The sequence below is a fragment of the Microcoleus sp. genome, assembly GCF_041354475.1.
Classification (GTDB): domain Bacteria; phylum Cyanobacteriota; class Cyanobacteriia; order Cyanobacteriales; family Microcoleaceae; genus Microcoleus.
The window spans coordinates 43537-59642 of record NZ_JBGJZU010000010.1 but is presented as its reverse complement, the minus strand read 5'-3'; the positions used below and the strand labels follow the sequence as shown (position 1 = coordinate 59642).

Below are 16106 nucleotides of genomic sequence, written 5' to 3'. Positions count from 1 at the left end.
CTGAGCTCTCTGTGTTCTCTGAGCTCTGTGTGGTTAAATCACCTGACGATGCAACGGTCAACGATATCATTAGCGAACTCTACTCAATCAGTCAGCAAACTCGGAGATGTCAGCACAAAGACATCCCTTGTCCCCACTCCTTCCACTTCCGGCTTAATTGGTGTAGTAAAGTGAAAAAATTCGTGGTCGTTAACCAACAGCAGTTCTCCGGGATGCAGAACTTTATTAAACACAGGCTTCTCTTTTTTCGCCAAGTATAAATGAGTTTCGCCACCGACAATATTAGTTCGGTCAACTGAGAAGATGCCGATAAAATCAGTACCATCTCTGTGAATACCTTCCGGTGCAGGATTGCCAAAATTGTGTGGCGAACAACTCGTCCTGATTTGATGGATGCCGATTTCAGCTTCCGGGTGAATTTTGCAGGAATCGAAAAAAGCAAAAATCATTTGTTTGAAATTATCCAGGGCGATTAGTCTATCGTCCAATTCGGCAAATTCACGCTTGATGTCACCCACCACCGGATTGTATTCTTTACTTTGGAAAAGATAGCCGTGAGGCAACTTAATTAATTCGTTTCCATTGACTATAAATCGCGACAACCTTCTCGAACGATACTTTCCTTTAATATAAGGATCGATCGGCATATCGTCGAAAAATGGCTTAAATCCTTCTAGCTTAATTGAGTTTACTTTTTTGAAAGTAAACATAAAAGCATAATCCAAATGAATGGATTCTAATGCTGTTTTCATAGATAGTTCTCCATGAATCCTTGCTCCCCTCCTAAATTTTGCCTTAAGGAGATGTATGCTTCTAGTCTAGCTCAGGTTTTTTGTATCTGTGGTCAAAGACAATACAAAAATTGCAAAGATATTGTAAAGATGCCAAAATAAATTCGGGAGTTAAGTAAATCCACTTAATTAAACGTAAAATACGGATGACCGAAAAGCTGACTGCATAAGTCTTCTTCCTTCTTCCTTCTACTTATACCATTTGTCTAAAATTGTGCAACACTCTTCGACCCCCCCTAGCCCCCCCTTGCCAAGGGGGGGGACAAGAATACTGTTGCATTCTTTTTTTTAATTGGTATTAGAAGCTGTTTAATCCAAAGTCTAAAGTCGATCGACTGCTTTGACTAGGGACTGACAAGCTCGCAAAAAGACGGCAACATCCACCCCCAGTCCCACGTATTGAACGCCAGCATCAATCCACTGCTGGGCGATTTCGGGGGTGTCGGCAAAAGTACCCGCAGCTTTTCCGGCGCTGCGGATGGTGTTTACAGCTTTCTCCATCATCTCGATTACTCGCGAATCGCGGACTTGGCCGGGAATGCCGATCGACTGTGACAGATCGTAAGGCCCCAGAAAAATCACGTCAACGTGGGGTACTGTCACAATTTCTGCTAAGTTGTCGATGCCGCCTTTCCCTTCGACATGAATTACAACTAAGGATTCTTCGTTGAGTCGATCGGTAATATTTGTACCCGCAGCAGTGTAAAGCCCCGCCCTGGTAGCAAAGGAAAGACCACGGGTGCCGAGGGGACTGTATTTGGAATTTTTAACCGCAATTTCGGCATCTATTCTAGATTCAATTTGAGGTACTTGAATACCAGCACTGCCAATGTCGAGGGCTCGTTGAATTTGTGGGCCGTCGTTTTTGCGGACGCGAACAATGGGCGCAATTCCTGCACAGTCTGCTGCGCGACACAAATCTTCGGCAGCGAGGGAATGTAAGGGACCGTGTTCCATGTCGATGACGGCGAAGTCAAAGCCAGCATGACCGCAAATTTCTATAAATGCCGGATAAGCGCAATTCATAAATAAACCGAGGACTGTTTCGCCTTGTTTGATTTTTTGTTTTAGTTGGTTTTTCCGCATAAATTAGGATTTTTTTAAGAAGAAGGAAGAAGGAAGAAGTCACCCCCCCCTGCCCCCCCCCAAGGGGGGAAATTCAGGAAGAAGGAAGAAGACTTATGCAGTCAGCTTTTCGGTCATCCGTATTTTACGTTTAATTAAGTGGATTTACTTACTATTATTGGTAGGGGCGAAGCATGACCGCAGACAATTTATTAGTCATAACCATAGATTTACAGCGGTCATGCTTCGCCCTTTCCAAATCGGGATGCTCCCCAGAAACCGGGTTTTTAGTCCCGCCTGCGTCCTAGACTATGTAATTGAGATCTTGCAATTTTATCTAAATGCGATATCTCAGAATTATTTTTTTTCAAACTGTTGCTAGCTTGGGGAAAAAGCCTGCCTTAATCCGGTTTTTCTATAAATTTTGTTCCTATTAACTCAACTAACGCCTTAGCCAAATATTCATATTGCGGTAAAGTATTATAAAATTGAGCAGAAATCCTCAGCAACTGCTGATTTGCATCCTGCCAAGGAATCACCGGCACTTCTATTTTGAAAATCTCCCACAAAGCCTCTTGTAAAGGGGCAATTCCTGACTTGCCAACGGCATCAAATTTTGCATCTCTGAGTTGTACAACAGCCATCGAGCCTACCATTTCATCTGGACAAGGCTGGGGTAAATCTAATTTATCCAGCAATATCTGTCTTCCTGCTAAGGCCAAAGCATGATTTTTTGCCATCAATTCCGGCCATCCGCCCTCCAACAAAGAACCCATGAAGTCGATCGCCACCGGCACACATAAATAAGCACTTGGATCGACAGTCCCCATCCAGTCAAATTCTAATTGAAAGCGCGATTTATCAGTGCGCGGGGAATTTGCACCGTGACTGATAGTTGTTGGCCGAATAGCATCTTGTTTGTCGCGCCGCACGTACAAAAAGCCAGCACCTTTTGGCGCACACAGCCACTTGTGACAATTTCCTGTGTAGTAAGCCGCGCCAATTTCATCTAGATTTAGTGGAATCATTCCGGGTGCGTGGGCTCCGTCTACCAAGACATCGACACCTCTTTGGGCTAATTCACTAACTAGCTGTTTGATGGGAAATATTAAGCCTGTTTGACTGACAATATGGTCTAATAATACTAATTTTGTTTGGGGTGAAACGCACTTAATTACTGCTTCGATAACTTGTTCTGGCGACTCAATGGGAAATGGTACTTCGGCTACTATGACTGTAGCGCCTGTGCGACGGGCTACAAAATCTAGTGTATTGCGGCAAGCGTTGTATTCTTGATTGGTAGTTAATAATTCGTCGCCCGGAGCAAAAAAGAGCGATCGCAAAACTGCATTTACTCCCGTCGTCGCATTCGGCACAAATGCCAACTCATCACTACTGGTACCGATAAAAGTGGCTAATTCATTCCTAGCATTATCTAACAGTGGCTCAAATTCCCGCATCAAAAAGCGCAACGGTTCTCTTTCTAACTGTTCTCGAAAACTTGTTTGTGCTTCTAGTACGGGAATCGGACAAGCTCCAAAAGAGCCGTGATTGAGAAATGTTATATCGCGATCGAGTAGCCAGTGTTCTAAGTTCATGTGTTATTTGTTATTGGTTATTGGTTATTTTTTATTTGTTATTTGTTGTTGGTTATTTGTTGTTGGTTATTTGTTAATTCCAATGTCCTATTCCCCATTCCCCATTCCCCATTCCCCATTCCCCATTCCCCATTCCCCAGTCCCTATTCCCCATTCCCTATTCCCTATTCCCCATTTGACTTTTTAATTTCTCAAACTCTTCTAGTGTATTGCAATTTAATAACATTCGTGCTTCTCGTTCTCCTATAGGCAGAGGTATTGCTGCAATTTGATTCAACCATACTTGAAACGATCGCCCGCCTTTCTCAATAAAAATTTGCAAACTTGAGAGGGATTGCTGGCGGTAGAATCCGCACAAAGGTTCCCAGCGCGAGTTTTGATAAGGCACAACTGCTAAAGTAGATGGCCCTACTGCTGTTAACTGACTGGCCCAATGCTGAATTATCTCGGCATCCAACAAAGGCAAATCACAAGCTAGGAGTAAAATCCACTCGGTAGTAATTTGAGTTAATCCCTGACTCAAGGCTCTCAAGGGCCCGGAACCTGGATTGTATTCTACCAGAAATTGACATTTTTTATTTAAGGTAGATCGATAGCGATCGGGCCAAGCAGCTAGGACGTAAACTTCTGAGGTTAAGTTAGCAGCCACTTCCCAGGCTCGCTCTAATAGGCATTTACCATCTATTTCTAAAAGAGCTTTATCTCTGCCCATCCGGGAACTTTGACCGCCAGCCAGCAATATTACAGCAATTTTATTATTAGTCATTTGTTATTTGTTATTTGTTATTTGTTATTTATTATTTGTTATTTGTTATTTGTTATTTGTCATTTGTCATTTGTCATTTGTCATTTGTCATTTGTCATTTGTCATTTGTCATTTGTCATTTGTCATTTGTTATTTGTTATTGGTTGTTTGTTGTTTGTTGTTTGTTGTTTGTTGTTTGTTGTTTGTTGTTTGTTGCTTGTTATTTGTTGCTTCTTGTTTGTCTTTTGATAGTCAAAAGTGAACTTTATAATGTCAACCCTTAGCTATTGACTAAATTGCTAAGTTCCTCAAGTTTTTGATATACTTGACCGCTACTTAACAAAACTTTGGCTTTAATAAAACCCGAATTTATATCTAAACAAAATCCAGAGCGCCAGAGATAAAATCCGCTATTCCAAATAGTAGACTGCATTAATTCCGATGGTTTTCCCTGTAAAACTTCCTGCATTTGTTTTAATAACTCCAATGTCGATTCAAAGGCGGGATTTGTGCTACTGAAACCGTAATCGCCGTGAGCTAACAGCACTCGCTCAAACTCAACATCTGGCTTAGCAATACCGATGATTGCAGTCCGATCGCGCGGCAAGTCACAACTTCCTTCTAGTCCTTTGACTGTGGTGTAATTCTTGACTCCTCGCAATTCAAAAGCCTTGATAAACATACCTTCCGTCGGCGGGTGGACGTAGCCGGAGATGACGTTAACATCGCCGTCACAGGGACACCACATCAACTCCATTGTCGAAAAAGGCGATCGTTTGCCGATTTCGCGCCGGTAGGGAACTAAACTATCAGCTTGGGGAAAATGGGTGGGAAGGTAGACAAAACCCAAACCTGTATTATCAAAAACTTGCTGGACTTTTTCTAAACTCAATTTAGCCCAGTCAACACTCAAACCGCGCCAAATTTCTATCAGGGGAATACCTTCTTTTGTCGGCATGATATCGCCGCCGTGCATGAGAGTGGGAACGCCGGCGGTTGCTAAAATTAAAGCAGTTAAAGGGCTCACTGGGGCTGTGCGCGATCGCCCGTCGTAAGCAACTCCAAACACCGCCACGCTAGATACTGAAAAGCCTTTTTCTCTGTTAGGGTGGGCGAGTTTCGGTCCTAATTCTTCATAAGCATCAAGCATTCCGGCTAATTCTTCCCCCGTTGGTCGCTTAATGCGGTGGGAAATCATAAAAGCTCCCATTTGAGCCGGTGTTGCTTCTCCTAACAGCATCATCCGCGTTGCTGCGGCTGATTCGGTGCGAGTCAAGTTTTCTCCTGTGTGTACGCCACTGCCAATTTTTCGCAGCAATTCTCTAAAAGCGTTACTCATAATTTGGTTATTTGTGATTGGTTATTTGTGGTTGGTTATTTGTTAGTTGTTCCGACTTTTAAGACATCCAATTGCGGTGGCACAAATTCGCGTACTAATTGGCAGAAATGGGCGATGGGTGGAATTTGCATTCGATCGTGAGTTGTCACTAAAACGACTTCGCGAGTCCAAATCGGATCTGCCGCCGCAGTGCCAATGGCAGAAACCTTAGAATTTGGTCTCTGGTTTTCGATCGGGCGAATTGCTAAAGTGCGATCGGCACGGGCTTCCACCAAAGCCGAATGTGGCAGCATGGCAATCAATTCTCCCTGTCGCACCACACCTCGAAAAGCATCGAGAGTATTCAACTCCAAAACAGCTTGAAGTTTAGCACCCATGCGTCCAAATTCGTCTTGTACCATCCGCTGCATTCCGTAGCCATCCTTAAACACGACTTGCGGGTAACAAATCAATTCAGCAATTGGGACTCGATCGTATTTAGCTAGGGGATGACTCGCGGCCATCAATACCTCGATCGGCTCATTGTAAAGCACCTCAACCAACATTTCCGCACCTTGAGTAAAATAGCGATTGTTCATCACCACCGCTACATCCACCAAACCGTCTTTGAGCACTTTCAGAGCTCGATCGCTCCCCAGGGCTGTTACCCGCAACTGTACCTCTGGATAATCCCGGCAAAATTTTTGGAGTACAGGCGGCAAATAAGCACCACAGACTGAGTGAATAGCAGCTACGCAAAGTTCCGGCTGCTTACCCGCGAGCAAGTCTCCCAATTCCTGACTGGCATTTTGCCAAGTCTGACAGATTTTGCGAGCATGAGGTAACAGGCGTTCCCCAGCTAAAGTTAGCTTGGCATGGGCCATGCGATGAAACAGAGATAAACCAAGTTCAGCTTCTAGTCCCTGCACTTGGCGGCTAATAGTCGATTGAGTCACGCCACATTTCCCTGCTGCTTGCTGAAAGCTTCCGGTTTCGGCAACGGAAAGAAATGCTTGAATCTGCTCTAAACGCATGGATGTTTAAGTCGAGTTAACATTTGGCGCGATCCTCATCAGTATTAGTGACTGAAGAATAACAGTGACATTAACCGATTTGCTGGCCAAGTTTAGTAGACTTTGATACAGCTACAGATTCGTTTTGATTTATGGGCGATCGAACTCGACAACATCCACAATTCCAAATCGCCCTTAGTTATCAGTTAAATATCTCCCGATCTCCTCATCTCCCCATCTCCCTGGGCGATCGCAAAATCTTGTGATTGAAATTAGCATTCTGCTCTTGAGCGTAAGATTCATTGGTAAAATAGTAATGGCTGTGAGGTTCATTTTTAGGAATTACTCCATTCACCACTAAGCCCAGAACCTGTTGACTGGATTTCTTCAAAAGCTCTTTGGCAAAAGCCACAGTACCAGAATGAAGAATTCCAGGCCTGACTACCAATAAAATCCCATCAGCTTTATTCCCCAAAATCAGAGCATCAGCAGCAACATTCAAAGCAGGAGCATCAATAATCACTGCATCATAACTAGCCGCAAATTGCTTAATTAACGAAGTTATCCGCTGGGAGTCCAAGAGAGCCATGGGATTAGGCGGAATCACCCCGCAAGGGAGCACATCTAAATTATCCATCACTTGTGCGATCGCACTTTTCAATTCAGCTTGTCCCACGATCGCATTGCTCAAGCCTACTTGATTAGGAAGTTCCCAAATCCGATGCTGAACAGGAAAGTGCATATCCGCATCTACCAGCAAAACCTTCCGTCCCAATTGAGCTATAGCCACAGCCAAATTAGCTGATACAGTAGACTTACCCTCTTGCGGTAGCGAACTACTGACGACAATCACTTTCAGCTCTTTATCAGAACTCAGAAACCTGAGATTTGCCTGAAGCATTCGGTAAGCAGCACTGCTGGAAGTATGAGCACTATCTCTCACCACAATCTGTTGAGGAGATGGCTCTAAATCCTGGGAAGTAGATTTAAGCCGCTTGGAATTGCGCCTCGTATTTTTTTCAGGCTTTTTATGGAAAGGAATCACTCCCAACAAAGTAAACCCAAACAACTCCCTCGCCTCTTCAATAGTTTTGACAGACTTATCTTGAGATTCTAAAAGCAGCGCCGCAGCGATCGCCAGCAGAGTTCCCAACAAAGTACCCGACACCAACAATAAAGACTTGCGAGAGCGCACTGGTTCTTCAGGAACACTCGGCTTTTGGATAATGCGAGCATTCCCGACTTGCTGATTTTCCGTAATCCGAATTTGCTGGAGCTTTTTCTGCAATTCTTCATAATCAGCCTCGGCTTCTTGGAGTTTTCTTTCTAGTTCCCGCTTTTGTTTCTCTAGCGCCGGCAAAACCTTTACCCGCTGCTTGTAGGCTGCTAAAGCATTTGAGAGAATAGTAACGCGATCGGCCAAACCCTGGCGTTCTACATCGACACTGATAAATTCTTGAATCAACTTTGGTTTTACTTCTCCTATCTGTAAGCTTTGATTTTCCAAGGGCTGTTGACCGCCTAAAACTTGTTTAATTTGTTCATCTAGTAAAGCTTTCATCGTAGCTTTTTTAGTTACCAACCTAGTTATTACAGGCGAAGTATCCAGGTAGCGATTTTGCTCAACCGCTAACTGACGCTCTATTTGTTTGTATTCTTTCAGAGCTTCCTGCACAGTGCTAGATTGGCTGAGGGTACTGGTAGCCAATGCTTGTTGGGGAGTCATTTGTAATTGGTTTTCAAATGCTTTTGACTTAGCACTTGCTTTGATAAAATCCGATTTAGCTTGGTCTATTTGACTTTCTAGTCCCGCCATGACGGCTACTGCTGACTTAGCTTCTTCTTCCAGATTTACAACTTTATTATCTTCTTTGAATTTGCTCAATTCTGCCGCGGCTTTTCGCATAGCTTTGTCTGAATTAGGGAGTTTTTTTTCAATAAACTGTCGCACTGATACAGCTTCGAGGCGATTTACTTTTTGATTGTTGTCTATATAAAAATTCATCATCGTCTTTACGACATTTGCTGCTACTTGGGGATTTTTATCTTTGTATGACACTGTTAGTATGTCCGCTCCCCTAATAGTAGCTACTGTCAAATCTTTCAAAAAATCTTTGACTTTAAGACGATGATTTTTTTCATTTTGCAAGTGAAGCTTGTTGATAGTTTTTTCGACAATTTCGACAGAACGAATCAGTTCAATTTCGGTTGTCAGAGGATTACTTTGCTCAGCAGCAGGAGTCAACTGTCCGATTTCTTTTCCCAATTCTGTCAACGCCGATCCCGGAGTTGTTTTCTTAAATAACAACTTTCCTTCTGCTTCATAAACTGGTTTTTCCTTAAGGGTGGTGTAGGTGGCGAGTGCAACCACTGAGGCAAATACAGCTAGGGCTGGCAGCCATCGACGCTTCAAAATCTGCCAGTATTCCTGAAATCCCAGACCATTTTCACTTGATTCCATAAATCTCTCCCAAAGATATATTTTTGGTAAATAGTCACAATATAGGGCTTTTAAACTGATGATTTAAGATTTCCATTTTATCACTTAATTTCCACAATCTCATTGTTTTAATAAATATGTTACTTCCACTCAAAACCCTACTTAAGTATATACTTTTGTTAAGAAAAAAGTAAAGAATTATTAAATTCTGGACTAGAGAACCCGTAGTGGGAGAATATAGAGCCAATATCAAGTCGAATTTTAAAAAAATAAATCCCTAACAAGGCAATTAGGAGATGTAACAAATGCTTTGCCAGCTCCCCTTAATGCTAGCACAGAAGTGGATTCTGATTTAATTGCGGAAAATTTTCATCTGTAAGGCAAGTATAAAAACAAACAAAAAATTCGATGAAGATATCTAGTTTGAGCAAACTTGTTTTCTCATAGCGTCTTATGAATAGCCTAGTCAAAAAAATCAGCAAAGTGTTGGTGGGATTAAGAACCCGTCATTTTTTACTTGTCGATGCCATTTGTTTTGGCATCGCACCGTTATTAGCCCTGGCAATTCGTTTAGATGATACGAGTCTGGCTCCCTATCTAAACAGTTTAGCGGTAGTTACAGTATTATTTGTAGCAGTCAAACTAGCAGTTTTTTATGTTGGTGGCTTATACAATCGTTACTGGCAGTATGCTGGTCTCGAAGAAATGACACAAATAGCGATGCTGATAGGTATATCCCTAGCAGTGGAAGTTATATTGTTCCACCAACTCTACCAGGTAAATAATTCGGCGATCGCCATTCTGCCACGATCGCTGCCGCTGGTAGACACCATGATCGGCTTTTTGTTAGTGGCGGCAGTTCGTTTCAGCATTCCCACCCTGGAAAGATGGAACCAAAAACCGTGGAAAGTTCAACAACGCGATCGCATCCTGATAGTCGGTGCCGGTAGTGCAGGCACATCTCTGGTGCAAACGATGCAAAGGAGTCCAGAGTTAGGGCTAGATCCAATCGCTTTCGTTGACGATGACCCTAAAAAAATCACCAAGAAGATTCGCAAACTGACTGTACTCGGCAATCGTTATAACATTCCCGACGTAGTTCGATCGCTAAATATCAGCAAAGTCATGATTGCCATCCCCTCAGCTCCGGGACAAGAGATTAGGGAAATCGTAGAAATTTGCCAGTCAATTGGAGTTCCAACCAGCACCCTCCCCGGCCTGAATGAGATCATCAACGGTCGAGTCAGTATAGGGAACCTCAGAGAAGTCCAAATTGAGGACTTACTCCGCCGCGCTCCCATCCAAACCGATACCCACAAAGTCTTGGGATTGATTGGAGGCAAAAAAGTTCTAATCACTGGTGCCGGTGGCTCCATCGGTAGCGAACTGTGTCGGCAAATATTAAAGTGCGCTCCCGCGGAAATCATCATCGTGGGACACGGAGAAAATTCTGTATTCAACATTCAACAAGAACTAACCAAAGTTCTGTCAGAACTCAAAAAGACTAGCAAAACCCCAACAGATCTTACTCGCATTACAGCTTGCATCGCCGACATTCGTTTGGTCGATCGCTTAGAGTACGTTTTTGAAACAGTTAGACCAGACATGATTTTTCATGCGGCTGCTCACAAGCACGTACCCATGATGGAATTAAACCCGCCGGAAGCCATCACCAACAATGTGCGAGGGACAAAAAATCTGCTGGATATGGCATTGAAATACAATGTGCAAAACTTTGTGATGATTTCCACCGACAAAGCGGTGAATCCAACTAGCATTATGGGAGCTAGCAAAAGAGTTGCCGAAATGCTGGTGTTGCAAGCAGCAAAAAAAAGCGAAAACCCCTTTGTAGTTGTTCGTTTTGGTAATGTTCTTGGCAGCCGCGGTAGCGTCGTCCCCACTTTCAAGCGACAAATTGCTGAGGGTGGGCCGATTACCATTACCCATCCAGATATCTGTCGCTACTTCATGACAATTCCCGAAGCAGTTCAACTGGTTTTGCAGGGCGCAGTCATCGGGGGTGGCGGGGAAGTTTTCATGCTGGAGATGGGGGAAGCAGTCAGAATTGTGGATTTGGCAAATGATTTGATTCGGCTCTCAGGATATGAAGTCGGCAAAGACATTGAAATCGCGTTCACCGGGCTGCGGCCTGGAGAAAAATTGTTTGAAGAGCTATTTATTCCTGGTGAGCAATATAACAAAACTCAACACGCAAAAATTCTCAGTTTGGGTAATGCCAGCCGCCTAGTGAAAGATAATATCGATCGGGAAATAGAAGCTCTTTGTCAAGCAGGCGATCGCAATGATGCCAATTTAATTGTCTCGCTCCTACAGCAGTTAGTCCCTGAATACATACCAGGATATTCCACAGCAAATTTACACGAAACTACAGCGACAGAAAAAACTGAACCAGTCAAGATTAGCAGTGTAGCATCTGTGCAGTTAGAGAATGACTTGTGCGTGGCTCTTGCTAATGAAGAGTTTCGGATTCATTATCAGCCGATCGTCTGCCTAGAAACCAATAAAATTAGTAGTTTTGAAGCGCTGTTGCGCTGGCAGCACCCGCATCGAGGTTTGCTGTGGCCAGACGAATTCCTCACAGCCACAGAAGAAACTGGCTTGATTGTTCCGATTGGCGAGTGGGTACTGCGGCAAGCTTGCACCCAGATGCGGATTTGGCAGTCGCAATTTGGTCTTGAAACTCCTTTAACAGTCAGTGTCAATCTGACTAGCAAACAGTTTTTTCACCCTGACTTAATCCAGACTATCTGCAAAATATTGAAGGAAACCAATCTTGATGCTTCTAGTTTGAGATTAGAAATTCCCGAAGATGTTGTCACCCAAAATTCTGAGTTGGCTGGGTCTGTTTTAGTTCAAATTAAAACTTTAGGCGTGCAAGTACAAATCGATCACTGTGGTCTGAGTGATGTATCGTTAACTCAGCTCTACCAATTGACGCGGCTTAAGTATGGAAAATTCGACAGTTTGAAGCTAGATTGCTCTTTAGTGAGCGGTCTGGATGCTAGCCACCCAAACTTAGAAATTCTTCACAAAATTATTGCCATAACTCAGGAGTTAGGTATGGGGATGATTGCCACAGGAGTAGAAACGAGATGGCAAATCGCTCAGCTAAAAGAGCTGAAGTGCGTCTACGGACAGGGATACTTTTTCTCGAAGCCTGTAGAATGCGCTGCGGCAGGTAAACTGATGGGGGCTAAAGTCAATAAAAATTAATTGGGCATCGGTGAATAAAATTGCCAGCCAAATACAGGATTTGGGATTAACCAATTAGCCAGCCGGAAATTAGCTACTAATGCAACAGTTGAAACCACTAACATTACGCCGAAATTTTTCCTGGACTTTCACTGGGAATCTAGTTTATGCAGCTTCCCAGTGGGGGATGTTGGTGGTGCTTGCTAAATTGGGCAGTCCTGAAATGGTGGGTCAATTTACCTTGGGTTTAGCGGTGACAGCACCTGTGATGATGTTTACTAATCTGCAACTGCGAAGTATCCAAGTGACTGATGCCAAAGGCGAGTATGTTTTTGCCGACTATTTAGGTCTGAGGTTAATTGGCACTGGTTTAGCCCTGTTGATAATTGCGGGAATTACGATGAAAGCTGGGTATCGGTGGGAGACATCGTTAGTGATTTTTGCCATAGGATTAGCTAAGGCTTTCGAGTCTATCAGCGATATATTTTACGGACTGATTCAGCAGCACGAACGGATGGATAAAATTGCGATCGCCCTGATGATTAAAGGCCCTTTATCGCTGTTACTTTTAGGCCTCGGAGTTTCCGTAACTGGGAGTGTGGTGGGGGGAGCGATCGGATTAGCAATTGCCTGGGGTTTAATTCTCTGTTTCTGGGACCTTCGCAATGGTAGATTAATTTTAAATAATTCTTCAAATGGAAGAGAAGAATCAGATTTATTAGTTGCTGATGCTGAACCTGGAAACAGCCAAAATTCCTTGTACCCGCGCTGGCACCAAAAAACTTTGAGCAAGTTAGTTTTGCTAGCTTTACCTCTCGGTTTTGTGATGATGTTGATTTCGCTAAATACTAATATTCCTCGCTATTTTATCGAGCGGTATTTGGGCGAACGGGAACTGGGTATTTTCGCTGCTATCTCTTACCTGATGGTGGTTGGAAGTATGGTTGTCAGTGCGCTGGCGGAGTCTGCAAGTCCGCGGCTGGCAAAATATTATGCAGAGGGAAATAGCACTGCTTTTGGCACGCTAATGCTCAAGCTGGTGGGGGTTGGCTTGATGTTAGGTGTCGGAGGTGTTGTTGTTTCTGTTGTTGCCGGCAAACCAATCCTAACTTTACTTTATAAACCGGAGTATGCCGATCGAGCTGATTTGTTCGCGTGGCTGATGGTGGGTGCGGGTATTGGTTACGTTTCTTCCTTTTTGGGTTACGGGATGACGGCGGCTAGGTACTTTCGGGTGCAAATGCCTTTGTTTGTTTTGGTAACGGGGAGTTGTGCGATCGCCTGTTTCTGGTTAATTCCGACACAGGGAGTGCAAGGGGCGGCGATCGCGCTGATTATTGGGGCGATCGTTCAAGCAGTTTTTAGTTTTGCAGTCATTGCTTATGCAATATACAAGATCCAAAAACATGAGAAAACAAAATCACCACCATATGTTAGTTGACAAGCCTTCTATCCGAATCCTCCATGCTGTTGGTGGCATGAATCGTGCCGGCACTGAAACTTGGCTGATGCACGTTTTGCGAAATATCGATCGCGATCGTTTCCAGATGGATTTTCTGGTTCATACAGACCAGCCCTCTGCTTACGATGAAGAGATTCGCGCCTTGGGCTGCAAGATAATTCCCTGTCTCGATCGATCAAAACCCTGGTTGTACAGTCGTAACCTAAAACGTATTTTGCGTGAGTATGGCCCCTATGACATAGTTCACAGCCACGTCCATCACTTTAGCGGCTATATTCTCTGGTTAGCAAAACAGGCGGGAGTACCGATCCGCATCGCCCATAGTCATAATGATACTTCTGAAGTAGATGCCCACGCGAGTTTTTTGCGACGCCTCTATACGACCTTAATGAAAGGTTTTATTCAGGGTTCTGCTACAACAGGTTTAGCTGCAAGTCGTGTCGCTGCGGTGGCTCTTTTTGGGGATGATTGGGAAAATAACCCCCGTTGGCAAGTGCTGTATTGTGGCATTGATTTAACACCGTTTAAAACACCTGTGGATGGACTTGTCCTGCGTCGGGAATTAGGAATTCCAGAGGATGCTTTTATAATCGGTCATGTTGGTCGTTTTGAAGAACAAAAAAATCATTTATTCATTTTAGAAATTGCTGCTATTGTTGCTCAGAAAGACCCTGGAATGCGTCTATTATTGATAGGAGATGGCATTTTACGATCCATGATTGAGGAAAAAGCAAAACAAATGGGATTAGCCGAGCAAGTGATTTTTCCTGGAAATCGTCCCGATGTTCCCCGTTTGTTAGCGGTTATAAATCTGTTTCTTTTTCCCTCTCTTTATGAAGGACTAGGTTTAGTATTGATCGAAGCACAAGCAGCCGGAAAACCTTGTATTTTTTCAGATGTTGTTCCAGAAGAAGCTGATATTATTCCATCTTTGATCTATCGCATCTCTTTAGCACAACCCCAATCGGTTTGGGCACAGGCGGTCATTACCAATCAAGAAAATCTAGTATCTATATCTCAGACAGAAGCCCTGGCTCTTCTAGAAAGCAGTGTATTTAATATTAAGACAAGCTCTCAAGAGTTACAAAATTATTATTTGATATGCTTGGAGCAATCTCTAGCCCCTTAAATTCCTCAATGTCCATCTTTAGTTTCTACAAAAATCCATGAATAAATTTGGAATGCGACAAGTTTTAATGGCGATCAGTCTGAGCCTTATTTTTGGTTCGTCATCACTAATTAACTTGGGAAATTCAGAATTTCCTCTAGATCCAGTCATCTTGAAAATTCGCTATTTTATCGTGGGAATCAACTTGATCTTCCTTATAACAATGTCTGGATTTGATATATGGCATATTCCTACTAAACCAGTTCCTTTACTTTTATTCTGGAGTTTATTCACCTTGGTATCAGTCATTTCTGGTCTGGTTAATAATGACTTAGCTTCAGTCAGAGATGGTCTATGGTTAATGCTAGCAGTTCCTGTTATTTTTTTTAAAGCCTTTCCAAAATTAATGGATAAAAACGCTAATTTTATTATTAGTTTATCTCTATTTCTGGGTTTGTTACCATATATCTTTATGTCTTTATTGTTACATCCATTGAGTGAATCGAACAGTAACATTTATAGTGGGGTATTTCCCAACTCTAACCAATTGGGATTTACCTGTGCTTCAATGGCATCAGGTATTATAATATTGTTAATAGGAAGTTTATCCCAAACCCCAAATATATGGTATGTGCCATTCTCGTTTTTATGGCTTTTCAGTTTAATGATGATTTTGGTAACCAATGCGCGAACATCTCTAATAGCATTCGCAGCTATGTCTGTAATTCTGCTCTTAAGATTACTGCAAAAACCGCAGTTTCTAATCGCAATTATTCTAGGTATAACTACGCTTGCTAGTTCGATCATTATAGGATTAAGTGGGGATCAGACTCAGGGAATCTTACAACAAATTACCAATATTCAAAAAAAAGAAGCTTTGAGTGGCAGAGAAGAAATATGGAGTAAGACTATAAGCGATATGAGCTTATTAGGGCATGGAACTAATTACTTTGATTTAAATTTTGGCTTGGGAGGTCATAATAGTATTATTATAGCTTTGGGTTCTAATGGATTGATTGCAGCCTATTTAATGATCGGTTTTATGATGGCGAGTTTCTATTATACTTATAGGTATTTCAGAAGGTATGAGAAACAGGAACTTTATGCTTGTGGACCTTTGGTAATTACAACTGGATTTTGGTTTTTGGCTATGGGTGAGGGAATGTTTGGATCCTTGGGAAATGCAATGACTATGGCTTATATGCTATCGCTGGGAGTGACTATAATAAAAGTTGATCCATCAACGAATCGGCAATCAAACAAAAATTTACACCCGGAGCAGTTTCCTTAAAATTGTTCTACTAAATAAATTAGCCTCAAAGATGTGGACAAGTTTTTTAATTTATACCTACT

Annotated in this window: 11 protein-coding genes; 4 read left to right on the top strand and 7 right to left on the bottom strand. The window is 42.8% G+C overall.

All coding sequences use genetic code 11. The features are described 5' to 3' along the window. Window positions 1-83 precede the first annotated feature (83 nt). From ACBR23_RS06050 to ACBR23_RS06020, 7 genes are all read right to left on the bottom strand, one after another. Window positions 84-752, bottom strand: a complete 669-nt coding sequence (locus tag ACBR23_RS06050) for a 2OG-Fe dioxygenase family protein (RefSeq protein ID WP_371118802.1) — start codon at window positions 750-752, stop codon at window positions 84-86. A 360-nt stretch (window positions 753-1112) separates the two neighbouring features. Further along, window positions 1113-1877 (bottom strand): HpcH/HpaI aldolase/citrate lyase family protein, encoded by a 765-nt coding sequence (locus ACBR23_RS06045; protein ID WP_371115474.1) that lies wholly within the window; start codon window positions 1875-1877, stop codon window positions 1113-1115. Window positions 1878-2257: 380 nt separating this feature from the next. Further along, window positions 2258-3454 carry an aminotransferase class V-fold PLP-dependent enzyme gene (locus tag ACBR23_RS06040; RefSeq protein ID WP_371118801.1) on the bottom strand — a complete coding sequence of 399 codons (1197 nt, stop codon included), beginning with the start codon at window positions 3452-3454 and terminating at the stop codon, window positions 2258-2260. Window positions 3455-3611: 157 nt separating this feature from the next. Continuing rightward, window positions 3612-4220, bottom strand: a complete 609-nt coding sequence (locus ACBR23_RS06035) for a molybdenum cofactor guanylyltransferase (protein ID WP_341736438.1) — start codon at window positions 4218-4220, stop codon at window positions 3612-3614. Between the two features lie 259 nt (window positions 4221-4479). After that, a complete protein-coding gene (locus tag ACBR23_RS06030; protein WP_371118800.1) occupies window positions 4480-5538 on the bottom strand; it encodes an anthranilate phosphoribosyltransferase family protein in 1059 nt (352 codons plus the stop codon). Between the two features lie 35 nt (window positions 5539-5573). Then, on the bottom strand, window positions 5574-6551 hold the full coding sequence (locus ACBR23_RS06025) for a LysR family transcriptional regulator (protein WP_371115477.1): 978 nt from the start codon (window positions 6549-6551) through the stop codon (window positions 5574-5576). Between the two features lie 205 nt (window positions 6552-6756). Next, window positions 6757-8991, bottom strand: a complete 2235-nt coding sequence (locus tag ACBR23_RS06020) for a GumC family protein (RefSeq protein ID WP_371115478.1) — start codon at window positions 8989-8991, stop codon at window positions 6757-6759. Between the two features lie 432 nt (window positions 8992-9423). Between ACBR23_RS06020 and ACBR23_RS06015 the strand changes: the two genes are divergently transcribed. From ACBR23_RS06015 to ACBR23_RS06000, 4 genes are all read left to right on the top strand, one after another. Continuing rightward, window positions 9424-12204, top strand: a complete 2781-nt coding sequence (locus ACBR23_RS06015; protein ID WP_371115479.1) for a polysaccharide biosynthesis protein — start codon at window positions 9424-9426, stop codon at window positions 12202-12204. Between the two features lie 79 nt (window positions 12205-12283). Continuing rightward, the gene (locus ACBR23_RS06010; RefSeq protein WP_371118799.1) at window positions 12284-13624 is read left to right on the top strand and encodes a lipopolysaccharide biosynthesis protein; all 1341 of its coding nucleotides are present in this window, start codon (window positions 12284-12286) and stop codon (window positions 13622-13624) included. Next, window positions 13590-14774 carry a glycosyltransferase family 1 protein gene (locus tag ACBR23_RS06005; RefSeq protein WP_371118798.1) on the top strand — a complete coding sequence of 395 codons (1185 nt, stop codon included), beginning with the start codon at window positions 13590-13592 and terminating at the stop codon, window positions 14772-14774. The genes ACBR23_RS06010 and ACBR23_RS06005 overlap by 35 nt, the downstream gene beginning before the upstream one ends. A 37-nt stretch (window positions 14775-14811) precedes the next feature. After that, window positions 14812-16044 carry a hypothetical protein gene (locus tag ACBR23_RS06000; RefSeq protein WP_371118797.1) on the top strand — a complete coding sequence of 411 codons (1233 nt, stop codon included), beginning with the start codon at window positions 14812-14814 and terminating at the stop codon, window positions 16042-16044. The last annotated feature ends 62 nt before the right edge of the window (window positions 16045-16106 follow it).